Source organism: Streptomyces venezuelae (genome assembly GCF_008642275.1).
GTDB classification, from domain to species: Bacteria; Actinomycetota; Actinomycetes; order Streptomycetales; family Streptomycetaceae; genus Streptomyces; species Streptomyces venezuelae_E.
In genome coordinates, this window is sequence record NZ_CP029189.1 from 4,365,855 (window position 1) to 4,388,681 (window position 22,827).

Sequence of the window (22,827 nt, forward strand, 5' to 3'; positions counted from 1 at the left end):
GCCGGCATGAGCGCCGTCGCCGCCTCCGCGACGTCCCTGACCTCCACGGGCGAGGCGATCCAGTTCTGGATCCTCGGCACGGTCGCCGTCGTCGGCGCCCTGGCCACGATCCTGATGAAGAAGGCCGTGCACAGCGCCCTCAGCCTGGCCGGGACGATGATCATCCTGGCCGTCTTCTACCTCGCCAACGGGGCGTACTTCCTGGGCGTCGTCCAGGTCATCGTCTACACCGGCGCGATCATGATGCTCTTCCTCTTCGTGGTCATGCTCGTCGGCGTCACCGCCGCCGACTCACTGAAGGAGACCATCAAGGGGCAGCGCTGGATGGCCGCCCTGTGCGCGCTCGGCTTCGGCATCCTGCTGATCGCCGGCATCGCCAATGCGGGGCTCACCCACTTCAACGGGCTCGGCCGGGTCAACTCCGGCGGGCACATCGAGGGCCTGGCCCAGCTGATCTTCACCAAGTACGTCTTCGCCTTCGAGATCACCGGCGCGCTGCTGATCACCGCGGCCGTCGGCGCGATGGTGCTCACCCACCGGGAGCGCACCGAACGGGCCGCCACCCAGCGCGAGCTCGCCGAGAAGCGGGTCCGCGAGGGCGTCCAGCTCCCGCCGCTGCCCGCGCCCGGCGTCTACGCCCGGCACAACGCGGTGGACGTCGCCGGTCTGCTGCCCGACGGCACCCCGTCCGAGCTGACCGTCAGCCGGACGCTGCGCGCCCGCGGTCAGATCCGGGACGTCTCCAGCCAGGCCATCGACGACCTCAAGGCACTGGAGCAGGCCTCCTCGGAGCGCCTCGGCCGTGAGGAGGCCTCGAAGTGAATCCCGTCAACTACCTGTACCTGGCGGCCCTGCTGTTCACGATCGGTGCCACCGGGGTCCTGATCCGCAAGAACGCGATCGTGCTGTTCATGTGCGTCGAGCTGATGCTCAACGCCTGCAACCTCGCCTTCGTCGCGTTCTCCCGGATGCACGGCAACCTCGACGGCCAGATCATCGCGTTCTTCACGATGGTCGTCGCCGCCGCGGAGGTCGTGGTCGGCCTGGCGATCATCGTGTCGCTGTTCCGTACCCGCCACTCGGCCTCGGTCGACGACGCCAGCCTGATGAAGCTGTAAGGGGTCGCTGTGGAGAACCTGATTGCGCTGCTGATCGCGGCGCCCCTGCTCGGAGCGGTGGTGCTGCTGTGCGGCGGCCGGCGCCTCGACAAGGTCGGTCACTGGATCGGCACCCTGCTCGCTGCCGTCTCCTTCGGGATCGGCGTCGTCCTGTTCGCCGACATGCTGGGACGCACGGCCGAGGACCGGACCCTGACCCAGAACCTGTACACCTGGATCCCCGTCGAGGGCTTCCAGGCGGACATGGCCTTCCAGCTGGACCAGCTGTCGATGACCTTCGTCCTGCTGATCTCGGGGGTGGGCACGCTCATCCACGTGTACTCGATCGGGTACATGGAGCACGACGAGCGCCGCCGCCGCTTCTTCGGCTACCTGAACCTGTTCGTCGCGGCGATGCTGCTCCTGGTCCTCGCCGACAACTACCTGCTGCTGTACTTCGGCTGGGAGGGCGTGGGCCTCGCCTCGTACCTCCTCATCGGCTTCTGGCAGCACAAGCCCAGCGCGGCCACCGCCGCGAAGAAGGCCTTCCTGGTCAACCGCGTCGGCGACATCGGTCTGTCGATCGCGATCATGCTGATGTTCACCACCTTCGGGACCTTCGCCTTCACCCCCCTGTTCGGCGCGGTGGGCGAGACGTCCGAGGGCACTCTGACGGCGATCGGCCTGATGCTGCTCCTGGCCGCCTGCGGCAAGTCGGCACAGGTCCCGCTGCAGTCCTGGCTCGGGGACGCGATGGAGGGCCCGACCCCGGTCTCGGCCCTGATCCACGCGGCCACCATGGTGACGGCGGGCGTGTACCTGATCGTCCGCTCCGCCGCGATCTTCAACGGGGCTCCCGACGCGCAGCTGGTGGTCACCGTCGTGGGCGCGGTCACGCTGCTCTTCGGTGCGATCGTCGGTTGCGCGAAGGACGACATCAAGAAGGCCCTGGCGGGCTCGACGATGTCGCAGATCGGCTACATGATCCTCGCCGCGGGCCTCGGCCCGATCGGCTACGTCTTCGCGATCATGCACCTGGTGACGCACGGCTTCTTCAAGGCGGGTCTCTTCCTCGGTGCGGGTTCCGTGATGCACGGGATGAACGACGAGGTCGACATGCGCAAGTACGGGGGCCTGCGGAAGTACATGCCGGTCACCTTCGTGACCTTCGGACTCGGGTACCTGGCCATCATCGGCTTCCCGGGCCTGTCGGGCTTCTTCTCCAAGGACATGATCATCGAGGCGGCCTTCGCGAAGGGCGGCACCGAGGGCTGGATCCTCGGCGGCGTGACCCTGCTGGGCGCCGGCATCACCGCCTTCTACATGACCCGCGTCATGCTCCTCACCTTCTTCGGCGAGAAGCGCTGGCAGCCGGATGCGGAAGGCCACCCGCCGCACCCGCACGAGTCCCCGAAGTCCATGACCGTCCCGATGGTCATCCTGGCGTTCGGGTCGGTCTTCGCCGGAGCCTTCTTCGAGATCGGCGAGCGCTTCCTGAAGTGGCTGGAGCCCGTCACCGGTTACTCCCACGGCAACCCGCCGGTCAGCGCCATGACCGTGACCGCCGCCACCATGGTGATGCTCCTCGTCGGAGTCGGCATCGCCTGGGGGATGTACGGCAAGAGGCCCGTCCCGGTCGTCGCCCCGCGCGGCTCGTTCCTCACCCGGGCGGCCCGCAAGGACCTCTACCAGGACGACTTCAACCACGTCGTGCTGGTGCGCGGCGGGGAGCACCTGACCCGCTCGCTCGTGTACCTCGACCACAGCGTGGTCGACGGGGTGGTCAACGGGACGGCCGCCTCGGTCGGCGGGCTCTCGGGCCGCCTGCGCAAGCTGCAGAACGGCTACGCCCGCAGCTACGCGGTCTCGATGTTCGGGGGCACGGTGGTCCTGATCGCCGCGACCCTGCTGATGAGGGCGGTGTGAAATGAGTTTCCCGCTTCTGACGGTGACGGCCGCGGTCCCCGCGGCCGGCGCGATCCTGACGGCGGCCGTCCCGGCCGCCCGCAGGACCGCCGCCAAGTGGCTCGCGCTGCTCTTCTCGCTGGCGACCCTGGCCCTGGCCGTGCTCGTCGCGGTCCGCTTCGACCCCGGTGGCGAGCGCTACCAGCTCACCGAATCCCGGCCCTGGATCGCCGACTTCGGCGTCCGCTACGAGCTGGGCGTGGACGGGATCGGGGTGGTGCTCATCGCGCTCACCGCGCTGCTGATCCCCTTCGTGATCGCGGCCGGCTGGCACGACGCCGACCCCCTGGAGACCAAGAGCTCCCGGTGGCGGCCGACCCAGGGCTTCTTCGCCCTGATCCTGCTGGTCGAGGCGATGGTGATCATCTCCTTCGAGGCCACCGACGTCTTCCTCTTCTACATCTTCTTCGAAGCCATGCTCATCCCGATGTACTTCCTCATCGGCGGCTTCGGGGACCGGGCCCACGGCGGATCCGACGAGAACGCGGCCGCCCAGCGCTCGTACGCGGCGGTCAAGTTCCTCCTCTACAACCTGGTCGGCGGCCTGATCATGCTGGCGGCCGTCATCGGCCTCTACGTGGTCGCCGGGAACTTCTCCCTCCAGGAGATCACCGCCGCCCGCGCCGCGGGCACGCTCGACATGTCCACCAACACCGAGCGGCTGCTGTTCCTCGGCTTCTTCTTCGCCTTCGCGGTGAAGGCCCCGCTGTGGCCGCTGCACACCTGGCTGCCGAACGCGATGGGCGAGTCCACCGCTCCGGTCGCCGTACTGATCACCGCGGTCGTCGACAAGGTCGGCACCTTCGCGATGCTCCGCTTCTGCCTCGGGCTCTTCCCCGACGCCAGCAAGTGGGCCACGCCGGTGATCCTCGTGCTGGCCCTGATCAGCATCGTCTACGGCGCACTGGTCGCGGTCGGCCAGCGGGACATCAAGCGTCTGGTCGCCTACGCGTCGATCTCGCACTTCGGCTTCATCATCCTGGGCATCTTCGCGATGACCTCCCAGGGCCAGTCCGGCGCCACCCTCTACATGGTCAACCACGGCCTGTCGACGGCTGCGCTGATGCTGGTGGCCGGCTTCCTGATCTCGCGGCGCGGCTCGCGGCTCATCGCCGACTACGGCGGCGTCCAGAAGGTGGCCCCGGTCCTCGCCGGCACCTTCCTGATCGGCGGCCTCGCCACCCTCTCGCTGCCGGGCCTCGCGCCCTTCGTCAGTGAATTCCTGGTCCTGGTCGGCACCTTCGCCCGGTACCCGGTCGTCGGCATCATCGCCACCACCGGCATCGTGCTCGCCGCCCTCTACACGCTGGTCCTCTACCAGCGCACGATGACCGGCCCCGTGAAGGAGGAGGTCCGCACCATGCCGGACCTGCGCCTGCGGGAGGTGCTGGTGGTCGCCCCGCTGATCGCCCTGCTGATCGGACTGGGCGTCTACCCGAAGGTGCTCACCGACATCGTCAACCCGGCGGTGGAGCACACCATGTCGGACGTCAAGCAGACGGACCCGCGGCCCGAGGTCGACGTCGAAGCGAAGAACGGGGAGGTGGCGAAGTGAGCGCACCGACTTCCGCCCACAGCCTGTGGACACTGGCGGCCGAGGTACCGGCCGACCGGATCCCGGCACCGACCATCGAGTACGCGCAGCTCGCGCCCACGCTGATCGTGGTGGGCGCGGCGGTGCTCGGGATCCTGGTCGAGGCCTTCGTGCCCCGCAAGTCCCGCTACCCCGTCCAGGTGTTCCTCGCCTTCGCGGCGCTGGCCTCGGCCTTCGCCGCGGTCGTCGGCCTCGCGGCCGGCGGGTACGCGTCCGGCAAGGCCCACATCGCCGCGATGGGCGCCATCGCCGTGGACGGCCCGGCGCTCTTCCTGCAGGGCACCATCCTGCTGGCCTCGGTCGTGGCGGTCTTCACCTTCGCGGAACGGCGCCTCGACCCCGCGGCGCACGGCAACCGGGTGGACTCCTTCGCCGCCCAGGCGGCGTCCGTACCGGGCAGCGACAGCGAGAAGGCCGCCGTCAAGGCGGGCTTCACCACCACCGAGGTCTTCCCGCTGGCCCTGTTCGCGATCGCCGGCATGCTGATCTTCCCGGCGGCCAACGACCTGCTGACGCTGTTCATCGCCCTTGAGGTGTTCTCCCTCCCGCTGTACCTCCTCTGCGCCGTCGCCCGCCGCCAGCGGCTGATGTCGCAGGAGGCCGCGGTGAAGTACTTCCTCCTGGGTGCCTTCTCCTCCGCCTTCCTCCTCTTCGGCATCGCGCTGCTCTACGGGTACGCGGGCTCGGTCTCGTACGCGGCGATCGCGGACGTGGTCGACGGCACGGTCGCGAAGATCGACCCGGCGCTGGCCTCCACCATGGGCAACGACGCGCTGCTGCTGATCGGCGGCGCGCTGATCATGATGGGCCTGCTCTTCAAGGTCGGCGCGGTCCCCTTCCACATGTGGACCCCGGACGTCTACCAGGGCGCCCCGACCCCGGTCACCGGTTTCATGGCGGCGGCGACCAAGGTGGCCGCCTTCGGTGCCCTCCTGCGCCTCCTCTACGTGGTCCTGCCGGGGCTGCGCTGGGACTGGCGTCCGGTGATGTGGGCGGTCGCCATCGTCACCATGCTGGCGGGCGCGGTGATCGCCGTGACCCAGACGGACGTCAAGCGGCTGCTCGCCTACTCCTCGATCGCGCACGCGGGCTTCATCCTGGCCGGTGTGATCGCGACCTCGGCGCAGGGCGTCCAGTCCGTCCTGTTCTACCTGGGCGCCTACTCCTTCGTGACCATCGGCGCCTTCGCGGTGGTCACGCTGGTGCGCGACGCGGGCGGCGAGGCCACGCACCTGTCCAAGTGGGCAGGGCTGGGGCGGCGTTCGCCGCTGACGGCGGCCGTGTTCGCGGTGTTCCTCCTCGCCTTCGCGGGCATCCCGCTCACCTCCGGTTTCACCGGCAAGTTCGCCGTGTTCAAGGCGGCGGCGGAGAGCGGCGCGGGGGTGCTGGTCGTGATCGGTGTGATCTCGTCCGCGATCGCCGCGTTCTTCTACATCCGGGTGATCGTCCTGATGTTCTTCAGCGAGCCGAAGGCCGACGGCCCGACGGTGGCGGTGCCCTCGCCGCTGACGATGACCACCATCGCGGTGGGCGTCGCGGTCACCCTGGTCCTGGGTCTCGCCCCGCAGTACTTCCTGGACCTGGCGGGTCAGGCGAGCACCTTCGTCCGCTGACCGGTTCGCGCAACGGCCAAGGGCCCGGCCCCCTGCAGGGGGCCGGGCCCTTGGCCGTGTGCGGGTTACTTCGCCGGACGGTGCCGGGGTGTGATCGCCGTGAGGTCGATATCGATGGTGAAAGGCACAGAGACCTTCAGCCGGTCGTGGAAGATCCCCGTCGCGACGTAGGCGCCTGTGGCGGGATCCAACTCGTAGACGTAGACCACAGCGTGGCCGTCCTTGTTCTCGACCCGCCAGAAGTGGACGATCCCGGCCCTGGCGTACTTCAACGGCTTGGTCTCGCGGTCACGTCCGACAGAGTCGGGGGAGACCACCTCGATGGCCAGCACCACTGCCTCGGCAGGGAAACGGGTCTGTTCCAGATCGTCTACGACGTCGGTGCGTACGACCACCACGTCCGGCTCGGGCCGATTCCGTTTGTCGATGTCGATCGTGAACTCGCGAAAGATCTCGAAGTCGGCGGGGGCCGCCGACCGCAACTGCCACTTGAACAAGTCGATCGCTCGCTCGTGGAAGATGCTCTGCGGACTCACGAAGATCAGGCTCCCGTCGATCAGCTCCGTGTGCGGAGGCAGATTCGGAAGCGTGTCCAGGTCGTCCGCCGTCCAGCCGCCCGCGGGCGGGATGGGCCAGCGGGGTCCCGGCTCCGGCGCAGGCGGCGGTGCTGCGGGTTCGACGCTCATCAGTGCTCCCATGGGGCGGAGTCTCGCGAGTCCGACCAGCGTATCGCCCGGGGTTCCCGTAGAAGCCGTCCTTTTGGCTGAGTCATATGCTCGGGTCACTTGACCACACGGGCCGCGCGGACTAGTGGCCGTGCCCGTGGGCCGTGGCCGGCTTGCCCGGGGCGGGTGCCTTCTTCGGGCAGGTCAGGGCCGGGTTCCAGTTGTGGAAGCGGCCCGCCGGGTTCTCCTTGTACGCCCACATGTGCAGGTCGTAGTGCTTGGGCATGCCCGCCCAGTGGCCGGGCATCGGCCCGTCGAAGGGGAGGCCGAACATGCTCGGCCGGTCGTCGCTGGTCTTCAGGTCCTGGTCCCGGTCGGTGGACATCCACTCCACCGTCTCCAGCTTGCGGCGGCCGTTGCGGTCCTTCTCCTTGCTGTAGAGGAGCGCGGTCGGCCGGGCCGGGTCCTTGGAACCCCAGTTGGCCTGCTTGACGTAGTGGTAGTTCATCGCGCCCACCCCGAACGGGTTGCTCATGCACTCCTCGCCGTGCGGGACGTACCCGTCCTTGAGGGCCTGCCGCTCGTCCGCGTACTTCGCCGTCACCGAGATCGCCGTCGCCATGTCCCGCATGGCCTTCGCGTCATGCGGGTCGGGCGCGGGACCCTCCACCCCGTGCGCCGGGACCACGGTGGTCAGGCCCAGCGACACGGCGGCGGTGATCACGAGGGCGGCCTTGCGGACATGGGGGGACATGGGGACTCCTGCCGTCGACGGGCTTTCGTCCACCATCCCCGCGCCCCGCGGGCCCTGCACGCCGCGGACCCCCGAACGGGGGGCCCGCACCGCCGCCTGACGCCGTGTGAGGGTCAGGCCGCACGCCCGGCGTACGCGCGGACGTCCGCGTCCGGGTCCGAGACCGCCGTGGCGAGCGCTGCCCGGGCCTCCGCGCTGTTCCGGTGGGCCAGCAGGGCGAGGACCGCGGCCTTGCGGACGTCGGCGTTGGCATCGGCCAGGGTCCTGGCCAGGGCCGGTACGGCCACCTCCGCGGCGGCCGCCGACAGCCCGGCCGCCGCGCCCGCCCGGACCTGCCAGGCGGCGTCGGCCAGAGCCGCCACGGCGGTACGGGCGTACCCGTCCGGGCAGCCGGCCCGGGCCAGGCCCGCCAGCGCGGCGCCCCGCACCAGCGGGTCCGGGTCGGCCAGCAGCGGGTCCAGCGGGGCCGGGGCCGGGGCGTGCACCGAGGCCAGGCCCTTGGCCACCGCCACCCGGACCTCGCGGGCCGGGTCCGCGGCGGCCGCGGCCAGCGCCGCAACGGCGTCCACCGAGACCAGCGCACGGACCGCGTGGATACGGACCTCCGGGTCGGCGTCGGCCAGCGCGGCGGCGTACAGCTCCGCGTCGCCGAGCCGCAGCGCCCGCAGGACTTCCAGCACGGCGCAGCGCACCCCGGGGTCGGGCACGGCGAGGGCGGCGCGCAGGCCCGCCCCCAGCTCCGGCCCGCCCGGCAGGACCTCCACCAGCTCCCGCAGCGCGGCCGCCGCGGCCGCCCGTACGACGGGAGCGGCGTCGGCCAGGCGGGCGGTCAGCGCGGGCCCGGCGCCGGCCGGTACGGTCTCGCCGAGCGCGGCCACGGCGGCGGCCCGTACGGCCGGATCCGGGTCGTCCAGATAGGGCGTGAGCGCGGCCAGGCCGGGGGACTCCTCGGCCAGGGCGAGCAGTTCCAGGATCCGGGGCGAGGCGCCCGGGGCGCTGCCGGCGCCCGGTGCCGCGACGGGTACGGGCGTGACCTGCGGCCGTCCCGCCGGGGCCGCCTCGCGGGGTCCGGCCGTGGCCACCGGGACCAGATCGACCGCGCCCAGGTGCCGCTCGGGGCCGCCCGCCGGGGCGAACCCGTCGACCGGCACCAGGTACGGTTCCACCGGCCGGGCCGTGAACTCCATGGCCCCCGAGGCCGACTTGCGCAGGTCCAGGTGGTGCAGCCAGCCCGTGTCGTCGCGCTCCGGGTGGTCCAGACGCTCGTGGTAGAGACCCCAGCGGGACTCGGTACGCGCCAGCGAGGAGCGGGCCGCCATCTCCGCGCAGTCCCGGATGAAGGACACCTCCGCGCACCGCATCAGCTCGTGCGCGGTCCTCGCACCCATCTCCGCGATCTCACCGGTCATCCGGTCGAAGGCGGCCACCGCGAGCGAGAGCTTCGCGCCCGTCTTCGGCGGAGCCACGTAGTCGTTGACGAACCTCCGCAGCTTGTACTCCACCTGCGGCTGCGGCGGCCCGTCCGGGTTGCGCAGCGGGCGGTAGATCAGCTCGTGGGCCGCCGCCAGCTGGCCGGCCGGCAGGGTGCCCTCGTACGCCGTGTACCGGGACGCGTCCGCACCCGCCAGATCACCGAAGACGAAGGCACCGATCATGTAGTTGTGCGGTACGGACGCCAGGTCCCCGGCCGCGTACAGCCGCGGCACCGTGGTGCGGGCGTGGTCGTCCACCCGGACCCCGGACGCCGAGTGGCCGCCGCACAGCCCGATCTCCGAGATGTGCATCTCGATGTCGTGGGTGCGGTAGTCGTGGCCGCGGCCCGCGTGGAAGGTGCCGCGCGTCGGCCGCTCGGTGGTGTGGAGGATGGACTCCAAGGAGGCGACCGACTCCTCCGGCAGATGGCTGAGCTTGAGGTACACCGGTCCCCGGTCCGAGGCGAGTTCGGCGGCGAACTCGGCCATCATCTGGCCCGACCAGTAGTCGGAGTCGACGAAGCGCTCGCCGTGCCGGTTGACCTGGTAGCCGCCGAAGGGGTTCGCGACGTACGCGCACGCCGGACCGTTGTAGTCCTTGATCAGCGGGTTGATCTGGAAGCACTCGATCCCGGTGAGCGCGGCGCCCGCGTGGTAGGCCATGGCGTAGCCGTCACCCGCGTTGGTCGGGTTCTCGTACGTGCCGTACAGGTAACCGGAGGCTGGTAGTCCGAGCCGTCCGCACGGACCGGTCGCCAGGATCACCGCCCCGGCGCGCACGGTCACGAAGGCGCCGGTGCGGGTGTTGAAGGCGGCCGCCCCGATCGCCCGGCCGTCCTCGGGCGAGGTCAGGACCCGTACCGGCATCACCCGGTTCTCGATGCGGATCCGCTCGCGCATCTCGCGGCGCCGCAGCTGCCGGTAGAGGACCTTCTTCACGTCCTTTCCCTCGGGCATGGGCAGCACGTACGAACCCGAGCGGTGGACCTGGCGCACCGCGTACTCGCCGTGCTCGTCCTTCTCGAACTTCACCCCGTACGACTCCAGGCGCTGCACCATCGCGAACCCGCGGGTGGCGGTCTGGCGGACCGTGGACTGGTCGACGACGCCGTCGTTGGCGCGGGTGATCTCGGCGACGTAGTCGTCGGGCTCGGCCCGGCCGGGGACGACGGCGTTGTTGACCCCGTCCATGCCCATGGCGAGCGCCCCGGAATGGCGGACGTGCGCCTTCTCCAGGAGCAGGACCCGTGCGCCCCGCTCGGCGGCGGTCAGTGCCGCCATCGTGCCGGCGGTGCCGCCGCCGATGACGAGGACGTCGCAGGAGAGTTCCTCGGCGTCGCCGATGGCGGGGATGTCCATCGCCGGGATGTCCATGGTGCGGCCCTTCAGAGTGAGTTGATGATCTGCTGCCGGAGCCCGGCGTACGAGGCCCCGCGGTCGCGCGGCCGCGGTACGGGGACCACGCGCGCGGCGCCGAGCAGGGCGACGCGGTCGCCGAGGAACAGCGCCTCGTCCACGTCATGGGTGACGAAGACGACGGTCGCGCCGGTGCCCGCCAGGACGTCCACGAGGAGGTCCTGCATCTCGGCGCGGGTCTGGGCGTCGAGCGCCCCGAACGGTTCGTCCATGAGGACGGCGCGCGGGCGCGCGGCCAGGGCGCGGGCCAGCTGCACGCGCTGGCGCTGCCCGCCCGAGAGCTGGTGCGGGAACTTGCGGGCGTGCCCGTCCAGGCCGACCCGCTCCAGCCACTGCCCTGCGGTCCGCCGCCGCTCGGCCCGGGCGTGCCCGCGGATGGCGAGGGGCAGTTCGACGTTGGCCCGCACGGTGCGCCAGGGGAGCAGGGCGTCGTCCTGGAAGACCAGTGCCCGGTCGGCGTCCGGCCCGGTGACGGGGCTGCCGTCCTGCTCCACGGCGCCGGCGAGCGGCGGCAGCAGCCCGGCCAGGGTGCGCAGCAGCGTGGACTTCCCGCAGCCGGACGGGCCGACGACGGTCAGGACCTCGCCCTCCTCGACGGCCAGGTCGATCTCGTCGAGCACCACGTTCCCGCGGTGCCCCAGCCGCACCGCGCGCAGCACGAGCCGGGCCCCACGGGGCGCGGCGGCGCCCTTCCGGGCGGTCAGGGTGGTCGGTGCGGTCACTTCTGCGTCCCTCCGGTGGTCGTGCCCAGCAGGGCTGCTGCCCTGCCCGCCCTGCCCCCGCCGCCCGCGCTGCCCGGCTTCCCGCCGTCGCCGGCTCCCCACAGCGGCACCCGGGCCCGGCGCGGGGCCCGGGGCGCGGCGGCGGGGGACGCGGCCACGGTGGTGCGGGGGAGCCAGGACGTGAGGCGGCGGCCCAGCAGCTCGACGCCCGTCGTCGTCAGCCAGCCCAGCGCGCCGATGGTGACCATGCCGACGAAGACGCCGGGGTAGTCGATCACCGTGTAGTCCTGCCAGGTCCGGTACCCGACCCCGTACTCGCCGGAGATCATCTCGGCCGAGATCACACAGATCCAGGCCACCCCGATACCGACCGACAGGCCCCCGAAGATGCCCGGCAGGGCCCCCGGCAGCACCACGGAGAAGAGGATCCGCGCCCGCCCGCCCCCCATGGTCAGGACCGCCTCCTCCCACACCGGGCTCAGTGCCCCCACCGCGTGCCGCGTGGAGACCAGCACCGGGAAGAACGCGGCCGTGCAGGTGATGAACACGATCCCCTGCTCGTTGGAGGGGAACAGCAGGATCGCCACCGGTACCAGCGCGATCGCCGGTACCGGACGCAGCACCTCCAGCAGCGGGCCCAGCACGTCGGCGGCGATCCGCGAGCGGGCGATCGCCGTGCCCACCGCCACGCCCAGGACCGCGGCGAGCGCGAACCCCGTCACGATCCTGCGCAGGCTGGAGGCCAGGTCCTGCCAGAAGGGCCCGGTCCCGGCCCGCTCGGCGAACGCCCCGGCGACCTCGCCCACCGTCGGGAACTGCTCGAAGCGCAGCCACAGGTTCACGTCCAGCGAGGTCAGCCCCTGCCACACGAGCAGGGCCGCGCCGAGCGAAGCCGCCCGCAGCAGCCAGCGGCCGCCCGTCATGACGCCAGTGCCCCGGCCTCGGCGAAGCTCACGACGCGCGCCCCGGATCCCTGGTGCGCCGCCGCGTACGCCTTCGCGCCCGCCGCCGTGACGAAGGCGCGCAGCTCCGGCCCCTCGGCGACCCACACCGCCCTGTCCGCGAACCAGAGGGTGCCCGTCACCGCGTCCGGCACGTAGGCCGCCCGGACGTCGGCGCCGCGCGCCGCCTTCAGCAGCTCGCGCGGGGAGTCGAAGGACCGGGTGCGGGCCTCGCCCCTGAGCCACAGCTCGGGGCGGGCGGGCACCGCCTTGGGGTACTCCGCCGTTCCGGCCGCCACCCGGGCCAGGGGCTCCGGGTCCACGAAGGCGTCCACGTCCACGTCGCCGACCAGCTTGGCGTCCTTCAGCACCGGCACGTCCTGCTTCAGTGCCTCGATCAGCTCCGGGCGCAGGGCCGGGTCGAAGGTCGCGATGCCGTTCGCCCCGTTGTAGAGGTACACCACCTCCGCCGGCAGCCCGGTCTCCTTCGCTACCGACTCGGCGGCCGCGACCGGCTCGGCGCGCAGGTGGTCGGTGGCCCGGCGCTGGGCCCGCAGGAAGTCGTCGAGCACGCCGGCCCGCTCCTTCGCGAACTTCTCCCGCACGGTGACCCCGTGGAAGGTCGGCAGGTTCAGCTCGGCGCCGTCGTACAGGGCCTTGGCCCGGCCCTCGTAGGCCAGCTGCCCCGGCCACGCGACGAACTGCGAGAGGGCGTCGACACTGCCCGCCTGGAGTGCCGAAGCACCCACGCTGGGCTGCTGGTTGAGCTTCTCGATGCCGGCCGACGGGTCGATCCCGGCCCGCTGCAGTGCTCGTACCAGCGTGCCGTCGGCCGCCGAGCCGACGCTCGTCGACACCTTCCTGCCGCGCAGGTCGGCCAGTGACTCCAGCTTCGACTCCGGCGCGGTGACCACGGTGTTGAGGCCGCCGCGCAGGTTGTAGCCGGTCACGGAGACGAGGCGGGTGGGCTGCTTGAGCTCCTTGCCGCGGACCGCGTTGATGAGGAGCGGGAAGTCGCCCATCGAGCCGATGTCGATCTTCCCGGCGGCCATCTGGGCGGTGATGGGGGCGCCGGTGGCGTAGTCCTGCCATGCCACCTCGTAGGTGACGCCGTCCTTCTTGCCGCGTGCGGCGAGCTCCTCCTCGAAGTAGCCGAGGGAGCGCAGCAGGGTGCCGGCGGTGACGGTGTTGATGGTCTTGGACTGGTAGCCGACGGTCACGGTGACCGTACGGGAGCCCGCCGCGCCGGCGGAGCCCGAGCAGGCCGTGGCCGTCGTGGCGAGGAGCAGGGCCAGCGCGACCGGCGCGAGTGCCTTCGTACGCATGGGGAGGGGACCTTTCACCGGAGCAGGTAGGGCATGTTGACGGTGACCGCGCCGGTGGGACAGCGGGCGGCGCACGGGCCGCAGTACCAGCACTCGTCGACGTGCATGTAGGCCTTGCCGTCGTCCTCGCGGATCGCGAGCGAGTCGAGCGGACACATGTCGACGCAGAGCGTGCAGCCGTCGATGCACAGGGACTCGTCGATGGTCACGGGCACGTCGCCGCGCTGGGGGACCACAGGCATGGCTGTCTCCAGGAAGGTGGGTACGTTCGGTGTCGGGGAGCTCAGAGGGAGCGGCGCAGCAGGCCGCTCATGGTGATCCGGTCGCCCCGGAAGCGGATGAACTCCAGGTCGACGGGCCGGCCGTCGCCCAGGTGGGTGAGCCGCTCCAGCATCAGGACGGCGGCCCCGCGCGGGGCCTGGAGGACGGCGGCGGAGTGCGCGTCGGCGTTGACGGCCTCAAGGGTGATCTCGGCGTGACCGAGGGGCTGCCCGGTCAGCTGCTCCAGGAGCCGGAAGACGTCGGTGTTCTCCAGGTCGCAGCCCAGCAGTCCGGTGCCGATGTCCATCGGGACGTAGGTGAGGTCGAGGGAGAGCGGCAGCCCGTTCAGGCGCCGCAGCCGTTCGATGTAGAGCACGTCGGCGTGCTCGGGCAGGCCGAGCCGCCCGGCGACGGGGGCGGGGGCGCGGACGGGGCCGACGGTGCGGACCTCGTTGGTCACCCGGCCGTGCTCGAGCAGGGTCTCGGCCAGGCCTTGCAGGCGGTCCAGGCCGTGGGGGTACTTCTCGCAGACCACGACGGTGCCCACGCCCGGTCGGCGCTCGACGAGCCGCTCGCCGCGCAGCAGGTCCAGGGCCTGGCGGACGGTGTTGCGGCCGGCGCCGTAGGAGTCGGCGAGTTCGCCCTCCAGGGGGAGGACCCCGCCGGGGTAGCCGCCGGCCAGGATCTGGTGGCGCAGCAGGTCGGCGAGCTGCCGTGCCTGGTCCGCGCGCAGTCGCCGCCGGCGCGCGGCGGCGACCGGGACGGTGTGCGTGGCGGTTCGTTCGGCTGGCATGGCAGGGAACGTACCGGCGGCCCGGCGCCGGTGGTGTTGCCGCAGTGTTGCGCCACCTGACGGCGCTTGCGCAAGGCTCTGAGCTGCGGTTTCGGCGGGGTGGCAGAAAGATCCGCCACCCCGCCGACCAAGGCGTGGACTAGCGCGATCCCACGATGCGGCCGGTGACCTCGCCGAGGCCGACGCGCGTGCCGTCCGGGCCGGGGGCCCAGGCGGTGAGGGTGACGGTGTCCCCGTCCTCCAGGAAGGTGCGCTTGCCGTCGGCGAGCTCGATGGCGTCGCGGCCGTTCCAGGTGAGCTCCAGCAGCGAGCCGCGCTGGCCGACCTCGGGACCGCTGACGGTGCCGGAGCCGAAGACGTCGCCGGTGCGCAGGGAGGCGCCGTTGACGGTCATGTGGGCGAGCTGCTGGGCGGCCGTCCAGTACATGGTGGCGAAGGGCGGCTGCGCCACCTCCTGGCCGTTGATGGAGACGGCGATGTGCAGGTCGAAGCCGCCGGGCCGGTCGAGGCCGGAGTCGTCCAGGTAGGGCTGGAGCGGGAAGTCCCGGGCGGGAGGGGCGACGCGGGCCGCGTCGAGGGCCTCCAGCGGGGTCACCCATGCGGAGACGGAGGTGGCGAAGGACTTGCCCAGGAAGGGGCCGAGCGGCACGTACTCCCAGGCCTGGATGTCGCGCGCCGACCAGTCGTTGAGCAGGAACAGCCCGAAGACGTGCTCCTCGAAGTCGCCCAGTGCCACCGGGCGGCCCAGCTCGGAGGGGGTGCCGACGACGAAGCCGACCTCGGCCTCGATGTCGAGCTTGACGGAGGGCCCGAAGACGGGCGCCGGGTCGGAGGGCGCCTTGCGCTGGCCGCTGGGGCGTACGACGTCGGTGCCCGAGACCACGATCGTGCCGGAGCGGCCGTGGTAACCGATCGGCAGGTGCTTCCAGTTGGGGGTCAGCGCGTCGCCGTCCGGGCGGAACATCCTGCCGACGTTGGTGGCGTGGTGCTCGCTCGCGTAGAAGTCGACGTAGTCGGCGACCTCGTACGGCAGGTGCAGGGTGACCTCGTCGAGCGGCACCAGGTGCGGCTCGACGGTGGGGCGGTGGCCGGGGTCGGTGACCCAGGCGGTCAGCGCGCGGCGCACGTCGCGCCAGGCGGTGTGGCCGGCGCCCAGCAGCGGGTTGAGGGAGGACCGCCCGAGCAGGTCCGCGAAGGGGGAGCCGAGCGCGGCCGCGGCCGCCCCCGCGTCGAGGACGTGTCCGCCGATGCGTACGCCGACCCGCCGCCGGTCGTCCTCGGCGGTCGAGAAGACGCCGTAGGGGAGGTTGTGCGGCCCGAACGGGTCGCCCTCGGGGACATCGAGGGGGCTCTGCTGGGGCATGGGGTACTGCCTCGCTTTCGACGCGGTCCGGGGGTGTCCCGGTAGACACGGTGCGGCACACGCTACTCAGGATCCCGCGGGAACGCGCGGGTACCCGGTCGGAGATGAAACACACCTCGGGACGACGCCTGTGGTCAGGTATCCACAGTTCCGGTCATATCTGATCTTTTCGTGCGTGCCGCTGATCGGGGGCTCTACGGTCGGAGTTGTGTACTTCCCTGCCCTGCCCCGGCCCCGCCCGACGCGGGAGCGCGTCAAAGTGACGGATGGGGCGTGGGGGAGGCCGGATTCGCGCTCTATTTGTAGGACTTGTCCAAAGGGGTCCGTATCCTAGGCGCCGTGACTTCCGCCCCGCCTCCCGCCCTTCCCTACGCCTTGATCGCCACAGACCTGGACGGGACTCTGCTGAAAGCCGGGGACACCGTCTCCGCCCGCTCGTACGAGGCGCTCGCGAGGGCGCGCGCGGCCGGCGCCCAGCACATCATCGTCACCGGGCGCCCCGTCCCCCAGGTCCGGCACGTCCTGGACCGCCTCGGCTACACGGGGCTCGCGGTGTGCGGGCAGGGCGCGCAGGTGTATGACGCGGCGCGCGGGCGCCTGCTGCACTCCGTGTCCATGGACCGCGAGCTCGCCGACGTGGCCCTCGGCAAGATCGAGGCGGAGATCGGCGAGGTCTACGCGGCCGTCAACCAGGAGGGCCTGGACGCGGAGATGCTGATAGGGCCGGGCTACCGGATGTGGCACCCCCACCTTCCGACGGTCCGCGTCCCGCGGCGCTGCGACCTGTGGTCGGCGCCGATCAACAAGGTGCTGCTCCAGCACCCGGAGCTGGACGACGACGAGCTGACCCGGGTGGCGCGCTCGGTGGTCGGCCACCTGGTGAACGTCACGATGGCGGGCGAGCACACGGTGGAGCTCCAGCCGCCGGGCATCGACAAGGCCAGCGGGCTCGCCCGGGCCGCGGCCGTCCTCGGCGTCGGCCCGTCGGGGACGATCGCCTTCGGGGACATGCCGAACGACATCCCGATGTTCGCGTGGGCGGCGCACGGGGTGGCGATGGCCAACTCCCACCACGAGCTGGTGGCGGTGGCCGACGAGATCACCCTCTCGAACGAGGACGACGGCATCGCGGTGGTCCTGGAGCGGTTGTTCGGCTGACCGCCGGTCGCGGGGTCCGGGGCGGCGTCCCGGAGCCGCCCGCCAGGGCGGTTCGACCCGCTCAGCCCGCCGCGCGCGGCAGCCTGGTTCGACCGGCTCAGCCCGCCGCGCGCGGCAGCCGGCGTTCCCACGTCCGGTGGAAGACCACCTCGTCCCCCTCCTTGCACACCACCTCGTTCGACGTCAGGAAGCCGCCCTCGTCGCAACGGATCTCCGAGCGCGTCTCCACCCGCGCGTCCCAGCCCAGTTCCGGCCGGTGGAGCCGGATCCGCCACCGCGACCGGGCCCGCGCGGACAGCGCGTCCGCGTCCTGGATCTCGTACACCTCCTGCGCGTCCTCGTCGTACTCCAGCCCGTCCGGGTACACCCGGGTGCCCCCGTACCGCGGGTCCACCTCCAGCCGCCACCGCCCGCGCGCGACGTCCCGTACGACCAGCCGTTCCGGACGCGGTTCGTCCAGCGTCGCCGGGAAGACCACACCCAGCGGCTGCGCCTGCTCCGGGGCCTCGAAGACCACCCCGCCGTCCGCCGCGGAGCCCGCCCGCACCGGCAGGGTCAGCGCGCTGCCCGCGGGATCCAGGGTCCAGCCGGCCTCGGACCCGGCCCGCGGCCAGATCCACGGCCAGTAGGCGGAGGACACGGCGAGCCGGATCCGGTGGCCCGGCGCGAAGGCGTGGCCGATGCCGTTCAGCTCGAAGGCGACGTCCTCGTACGAGCCCACCGGCCAGGGCAGCGCCCGGTCGCGGCCGCGGCGCGCGGACAGGTTCAGCGCGCCCCGCGTGACCAGCGTCGAGGAGCCGTCCGGGGCCACGTCGCACAGCCGGGCGACCACCTGCCCGTACGGCACGTCGAGCCGCAGCCGCAGGGTCACCGACGGCCGGCCCAGGATCTCCACCGGCTCCTCGTGCCCCACCGGGAACTCGAAGCAGGCCGACTTCGCGTCCTCCTCCCGCTGGTCCGGCGGCAGGTCGGCGTCGTTGCCGAAGGGGAAGAAGCGTCCCGCGTCCAGCCCGGTGTGCTGCGGGGAGGCCACCGCCACCGGCGCGCCCTGGAACACGTAAGGGACGGGGATGACGGACGCCGACGGCCAGGACTTCTCGCCGACCCAGCGGCCGGGTAGCTCCTCGTACACCGTCGCGGGCGGGTGCGAGTCGCTGATCCAGGCGCGCAGCAGCGGCTCCTCCATCACCCCGTTGGCCGCGCCCTTCAGCCAGTGGTCCCACCAGCGCAGGGTCTCCTGCAGGAAGCCGATGGCCGGTCCCGGCGGCAGGCCGCGGTCCGGGTACTGGTGCGACCAGGGGCCGATCAGGCCCCGTACGCGGGCGGACGGCAGGTGTTCGGTCAGCCGCAGCACGGTGTCCCGGTACGGGTCGTGCCAGCCGCCGACCGCGAGCACGGCGGCGCGGACGGCCGTGTAGTCCTCGCAGACGCTGCCGTGGCGCCAGTAGGCGTCGCGCGTCTGGTGGGAGAGCCAGGTGTGGACGAGGGGTTCCACCGCCTCCAGCCGGTCCAGCCACTGCCGGCGCCAGTCGTCGCCGGCGAACCGCGGGTCCGGCGGGCGGGAGGCGAAGGCCAGCATGGTCGCCGCCCATGCGTGCATGTCCACGGCGAGCACCGAGCCGCCCATGTAGTGCACGTCGTTGTCGTACCGGTCGTCCGTCGAGCAGACGGTCACGATCGCCTTGAGCGGTTCGGGGGCCAGCGCCGCGATCTGGAGGGCGTTGGACCCGCCCCATGAGATCCCGAACATCCCCACCGACCCCGTGCACCACTCCTGCGCCGCCAGCCACTCCACCACCGCGACCCCGTCGGCCAGCTCGCGGGCGTCGTACTCGTCGCCCGGTCGGCCCCCGCTGCAGCCGTGGCCGCGCACGTCCACCCGTACGGAGGCGTAGCCGTGCCCCGCGTACCAGGGGTGACGCTGCTGGTCGCGCGGCGCGGTCCAGTCGGTGAGCCGGTACGGGAGGTACTCCAGCAGGGCCGGCACCGGCTCGTCCGTCACCGGGCGCCAGATCCGGGCGTACAGTTCGACGCCGTCGGGCAGCGGGATCCGGACATCCTCGTGGGTGGTGCCGTACGGGAAGTCGGTACGGATGATCATCTGGGCTGGGCCGCCAATCGCCTCGGACGTTCGCCTCCGGTCCGCAGAGCGTGGCGACGCCCCGGGGGCGGCCCGGGGAGGGCATGGTCGTCCCGGGACGGCGGATGACCGGCGTCCCGGGACGGCGGATGACCGGCGTCCGGATCCACGGACTCGTCCATATCGGTCGCAGTTCTGGGCAAAACGGATTCTCCGTTTGTTTCGACTCCTTCAGAACATACCGGGGCTCACCGGACAGCGCGCGGGTGGTGGCCGGGAAGGCGCTCTCGGTGATCGAAAACAGACCCGATACGCTGGCTTGAGTGATGGCAGCGACACATCGACAATCCATGTGATCGTCAGCGTGATCGTCAGCAGACAGGAGTACCCCTCGTGACCGTCGTCGGGCCGTTCGGACTGAGCGTGCGGGACCAGGCTCTTGAGACCGATGTCCAGGCCGGACTGGCCGCCGTCGAGGCGGGTCTGCTGGAAGCCACCAAGAGCGAAGTCCCCTTCATCACCGAGGCCGCACAGCACCTGGTCCGGGCCGGAGGCAAGCGGTTCCGGCCGCTGCTGGTGATGCTCGCGTCCCGTTTCGGTGATCCCTACGCGCCCGGCATCGTGCCGTCCGCCGTCGTGGTCGAGCTCACGCACCTCGCCACGCTCTACCACGACGACGTCATGGACGAGGCGGACGTCCGCCGCGGGGTGGAGAGCGCCAACGCCCGCTGGGGCAACTCGGTGGCCGTCCTCACGGGTGACTTCCTGTTCGCCCGCGCCTCGCACATCCTGGCCGACCTCGGGCCCGAGGCCGTACGCATCCAGGCCGAGGCCTTCGAGCGGCTCGTGACGGGCCAGATCCTGGAGACGGCCGGCCCGCGCGACGGCCGCGACCCCGTCGCCCACTACCTCGACGTCATCGCCGGCAAGACCGGCTCGCTGATCGCGGTCTCCGGCCGCTTCGGCGCGCTCATGTCCGGCGCCGACGAGTCGGTCGTCGACATCCTGACCCAGTACGGCGAGCGCCTCGGCACCGCCTTCCAGCTCGCCGACGACGTTCTCGACATCGCCTCCGACGCGCACGAGTCCGGCAAGACCCCGGGCACCGACCTGCGCGAGGGCATCCCGACGCTGCCCGTGCTGCGGCTGCGCGAGATGGCGGCCCAGGGCGGCGACCCGGCGGACCTGGAGCTCGTACGGCTCCTGGACGGCGACCTCACGGACGACGCCCGCCACGCCGAGGTCCTCACCCGGCTGCGCGCGCACCCCGCCCTGGAGCGGGCCCGCCGCGACACCATCCAGTACGCCGAGGACGCGCGGGCCATGCTGGCCCCGCTGCCGGAGTGCTTCGCCAAGTCGGCGCTCGAAGAGCTCTGCGACGCGGTGGTGCACCGCGCCGGGTAGCGGCCACACCTGCGGAACGGGCCCTTCCGTCCCGGCGACCCCTACGGGTCGGGGGAGGAGGGCCCTTTTCATGTCATCCCACGGGCGTACGCCGAGTTGCGTCCGGGGACTGACGCCCCAGGGCCGCCGATTTGGTCAGATGGAGTCATCAAACCCCACCAGATCGGGTGAGCGCGGCGACACGGTGGTCACCGCAGTCGACACAGAGGGCAGGGCACTGACATGGCACCGAACACCAAGACTTCCCGCAAGGCCGCCCGGTACGCCGTACCGGTAGCGGTGGCGGGCGTGGCCGCGGCGACCGTTGCGATGGTCCCGGCCTTCGCCAACGCCGGCGGGCCCGACCTGCCGAAGGTGACGGCGCAGCAGCTCATCGAGAAGGTCGCGGCCTCGGACGTGCAGCAGCTGTCCGGCACCGCGCGGATCACCACCGACCTCGGCCTGCCGAAGATCGCGAGCGGGCTGCTCGGCGGCGGTGGTGTCGCGGGCGGCTCGGCCAACCCGGAGGACAAGGTCGCCCAGCTGGCGAACGGCAGCCACACCCTGCGTGTCGCCGCCGACGGCCCGGACCGCCAGCGGCTGACCTTCCTCGACGGCAAGGACGAGTACAGCCTCATCCACAACGGCGACGACGTGTGGGGCTACGACTCCAAGTCGAACGAGGTCTTCCACGAGAAGAACGCCGAGGCCGGCCAGCGCAAGGACGGCGGCAAGGAGCACAAGACCGGCGACCGCCTCGCCGCCTCCCCGCAGAAGCTGGCCGAGGAGATCCTGAAGGAGGCCGGCCCCACCACGGACGTCAGCGTGGGCGACACCGCGCAGGTGGCCGGGCGGGACGCCTACCAGCTGGTGCTGAAGCCCAAGCAGGCCGGCTCCACGGTCGGCTCGGTCCAGATCGCGGTGGACGCCAAGAACGGCGTGCCGCTGCGCGTGCAGCTGCTGTCCGCCCAGGGCGGCAAGCCGATCGTGGACGCCGGCTTCACCAAGGTCGACTTCGCCAAGCCGGCCGCCGACACCTTCTCCTTCACCGCGCCCAAGGGCGCCAAGGTGACCGAGGGCGCGGACGGCCCGGGCAAGGGCGGCGCGGACGAGCACTGGAAGGCGCTGGACTCCATCCCGGGCCTCGGCGGCCTGACCGGCGGCCCGGGCGGCCAGGGCGACATGAAGGTGCTCGGCGAGGGCTGGGCGACCATCGCCCGGATCGACTCGGGCTCCGGGCGGAGCCTGAAGGACCTGGAGAACGACAAGAACGCCCCGAAGGAGGCCAAGCAGTTCCTCGACTCCCTCGGGGACAAGGTCACCGGGAAGTTCGGCGAGGGCCGCGTCCTGTCGACCCGCCTGGTCAACGCCCTGATCACGGACGACGGCAAGGTCTACGTCGGCGCGGTCACCAAGGACGCGCTGGTCAAGGCGGCCGACGCGAACAAGTAGCCGGCCGCCGGACGGCCGCCGGACGACCGCCGGAGCGGTAGCGGCGAGGGTGGGCAGGGACTGTGTCCCTGCCCACCCTTGTGCCGTTCCCGCTCCGCGTACAGCACACCCGCTGTACGGTGTTGGACATGTCGAGACACGTCACCATCCGCCTGGACGAGGAGTTCCACGAGCGCCTGAAGGCACGTGCGGCGGCTCTGGGGACGACGGTCACCGCGCTGATCACCGAAGTCACGGAACGCGAACTCGACGAGGACCGGAAGAACTTCCTCTCCGGCATAGAGGAGTTCGCCGACCACTGGGGCTACTTCCAGCAGCGGTTCGGCAATTGAAGATCACCATGGAGTGGGCCTGGACGGCTCTGGCCCACCATCTCCCGTCCGATCCCGCCGTGTGGGATCCCTCCGGGGTGGCCGCCGCGGTCGCCCGGCACCAGAACGACCTCGTCCTCGTGCCCGAACAGCCCGCCCCGGACACCGCGTGGCGGGCCGCCGCGTTTTTGCACACCCTCGCGGTGTGCCCCGCCCTCGAATCCCCGATGAACGAGTTCTACGCGGCCGCGGCCACCCGCTCGTACCTGCGGGTGGCCGGAGCCGAGCAGCTGCCCTCGCCGGAGGAACTCGGCGATCTGGTGGAGGCCGCGAAGCTGGGCCGCGCGGACATCGCGGCCGTGGCCGAGGAGCTGCGCGCCCGTATCCAGGGCCCGCTCCAGCCGTCCTCGCAGGCCCGTGCCGAGGACGCCTGAGCCCGGAAACCGGACCAGGCGTCCCCGG

At 71.8% G+C, this 22,827-nt stretch carries 20 protein-coding genes; 10 read left to right on the forward strand and 10 right to left on the reverse strand.

Annotation, left to right across the window (positions count from 1 at the left end; genetic code table 11):
* Positions 1-6 precede the first annotated feature (6 nt).
* From DEJ51_RS19395 to nuoN, 5 genes are read left to right on the forward strand one after another with little or no spacing between them, the layout of a single operon-like run.
* A complete protein-coding gene (locus DEJ51_RS19395) occupies positions 7-822 on the forward strand; it encodes an NADH-quinone oxidoreductase subunit J (RefSeq protein ID WP_150262019.1) in 816 nt (271 codons plus the stop codon).
* The gene (gene nuoK, locus DEJ51_RS19400) at positions 819-1,118 is read left to right on the forward strand and encodes an NADH-quinone oxidoreductase subunit NuoK (RefSeq protein ID WP_030653455.1); all 300 of its coding nucleotides are present in this window, start codon (positions 819-821) and stop codon (positions 1,116-1,118) included. Before DEJ51_RS19395 ends, nuoK begins: the two co-directional genes overlap by 4 nt.
* A 9-nt stretch (positions 1,119-1,127) precedes the next feature.
* Complete coding sequence (nuoL, locus tag DEJ51_RS19405; RefSeq protein WP_150258726.1) at positions 1,128-3,023, forward strand: NADH-quinone oxidoreductase subunit L; 1,896 nt, start codon at positions 1,128-1,130, stop codon at positions 3,021-3,023.
* A 1-nt stretch (position 3,024) separates the two neighbouring features.
* Complete coding sequence (locus tag DEJ51_RS19410; RefSeq protein ID WP_150258727.1) at positions 3,025-4,617, forward strand: NADH-quinone oxidoreductase subunit M; 1,593 nt, start codon at positions 3,025-3,027, stop codon at positions 4,615-4,617.
* The gene (nuoN, locus tag DEJ51_RS19415) at positions 4,614-6,269 is read left to right on the forward strand and encodes an NADH-quinone oxidoreductase subunit NuoN (protein ID WP_150258728.1); all 1,656 of its coding nucleotides are present in this window, start codon (positions 4,614-4,616) and stop codon (positions 6,267-6,269) included. The genes DEJ51_RS19410 and nuoN overlap by 4 nt, the downstream gene beginning before the upstream one ends.
* 65 nt (positions 6,270-6,334) lie before the next feature.
* Here the strand turns inward: nuoN and DEJ51_RS19420 are convergent, their stop codons facing one another.
* From DEJ51_RS19420 to fahA, 9 genes are all read right to left on the reverse strand, one after another.
* Positions 6,335-6,955, reverse strand: a complete 621-nt coding sequence (locus DEJ51_RS19420; RefSeq protein ID WP_150262020.1) for a Uma2 family endonuclease — start codon at positions 6,953-6,955, stop codon at positions 6,335-6,337.
* Between the two features lie 121 nt (positions 6,956-7,076).
* Complete coding sequence (locus tag DEJ51_RS19425; protein WP_150258729.1) at positions 7,077-7,688, reverse strand: hypothetical protein; 612 nt, start codon at positions 7,686-7,688, stop codon at positions 7,077-7,079.
* Positions 7,689-7,801: 113 nt separating this feature from the next.
* Positions 7,802-10,519, reverse strand: coding sequence for a fumarate reductase/succinate dehydrogenase flavoprotein subunit (locus tag DEJ51_RS19430; protein ID WP_150262021.1), 2,718 nt, complete (start codon positions 10,517-10,519; stop codon positions 7,802-7,804).
* 26 nt (positions 10,520-10,545) lie between these two features.
* Positions 10,546-11,298: an ABC transporter ATP-binding protein gene (locus DEJ51_RS19435; RefSeq protein ID WP_190620499.1), complete on the reverse strand. Its 753-nt coding sequence runs from the start codon at positions 11,296-11,298 to the stop codon at positions 10,546-10,548.
* Positions 11,295-12,221, reverse strand: a complete 927-nt coding sequence (locus DEJ51_RS19440; protein WP_150258730.1) for an ABC transporter permease — start codon at positions 12,219-12,221, stop codon at positions 11,295-11,297. The genes DEJ51_RS19435 and DEJ51_RS19440 overlap by 4 nt, the downstream gene beginning before the upstream one ends.
* A complete protein-coding gene (locus tag DEJ51_RS19445) occupies positions 12,218-13,564 on the reverse strand; it encodes an ABC transporter substrate-binding protein (protein WP_150258731.1) in 1,347 nt (448 codons plus the stop codon). The genes DEJ51_RS19440 and DEJ51_RS19445 overlap by 4 nt, the downstream gene beginning before the upstream one ends.
* 14 nt (positions 13,565-13,578) lie before the next feature.
* Positions 13,579-13,806, reverse strand: coding sequence for a ferredoxin family protein (locus tag DEJ51_RS19450; RefSeq protein ID WP_109778462.1), 228 nt, complete (start codon positions 13,804-13,806; stop codon positions 13,579-13,581).
* Positions 13,807-13,847: 41 nt separating this feature from the next.
* Positions 13,848-14,618, reverse strand: a complete 771-nt coding sequence (locus tag DEJ51_RS19455; protein WP_150258732.1) for a GntR family transcriptional regulator — start codon at positions 14,616-14,618, stop codon at positions 13,848-13,850.
* A 139-nt stretch (positions 14,619-14,757) separates the two neighbouring features.
* Entirely contained in the window at positions 14,758-15,981 is a 1,224-nt protein-coding gene (gene fahA, locus DEJ51_RS19460) for a fumarylacetoacetase (RefSeq protein WP_150258733.1), read from the reverse strand.
* 339 nt (positions 15,982-16,320) lie between these two features.
* On the opposite strand from fahA, the gene DEJ51_RS19465 reads away from it, so the two are divergent.
* Positions 16,321-17,139: an HAD family hydrolase gene (locus DEJ51_RS19465; RefSeq protein WP_150258734.1), complete on the forward strand. Its 819-nt coding sequence runs from the start codon at positions 16,321-16,323 to the stop codon at positions 17,137-17,139.
* Positions 17,140-17,236: 97 nt separating this feature from the next.
* On the opposite strand, the gene DEJ51_RS19470 is transcribed toward DEJ51_RS19465, so the two are convergent.
* Positions 17,237-19,240 carry a CocE/NonD family hydrolase gene (locus DEJ51_RS19470; RefSeq protein WP_150258735.1) on the reverse strand — a complete coding sequence of 668 codons (2,004 nt, stop codon included), beginning with the start codon at positions 19,238-19,240 and terminating at the stop codon, positions 17,237-17,239.
* Positions 19,241-19,612: 372 nt separating this feature from the next.
* Here DEJ51_RS19470 and DEJ51_RS19475 point away from each other — a divergent pair, with 372 nt between their 5' ends.
* From DEJ51_RS19475 to DEJ51_RS19490, 4 genes are all read left to right on the forward strand, one after another.
* Complete coding sequence (locus tag DEJ51_RS19475) at positions 19,613-20,623, forward strand: polyprenyl synthetase family protein (RefSeq protein ID WP_150258736.1); 1,011 nt, start codon at positions 19,613-19,615, stop codon at positions 20,621-20,623.
* A 222-nt stretch (positions 20,624-20,845) separates the two neighbouring features.
* Entirely contained in the window at positions 20,846-22,054 is a 1,209-nt protein-coding gene (locus tag DEJ51_RS19480; protein ID WP_150258737.1) for a LolA family protein, read from the forward strand.
* Between the two features lie 128 nt (positions 22,055-22,182).
* Complete coding sequence (locus DEJ51_RS19485; RefSeq protein ID WP_223835884.1) at positions 22,183-22,386, forward strand: ribbon-helix-helix domain-containing protein; 204 nt, start codon at positions 22,183-22,185, stop codon at positions 22,384-22,386.
* On the forward strand, positions 22,383-22,799 hold the full coding sequence (locus DEJ51_RS19490) for a hypothetical protein (RefSeq protein ID WP_223835885.1): 417 nt from the start codon (positions 22,383-22,385) through the stop codon (positions 22,797-22,799). The genes DEJ51_RS19485 and DEJ51_RS19490 overlap by 4 nt, the downstream gene beginning before the upstream one ends.
* Positions 22,800-22,827 lie beyond the last annotated feature (28 nt).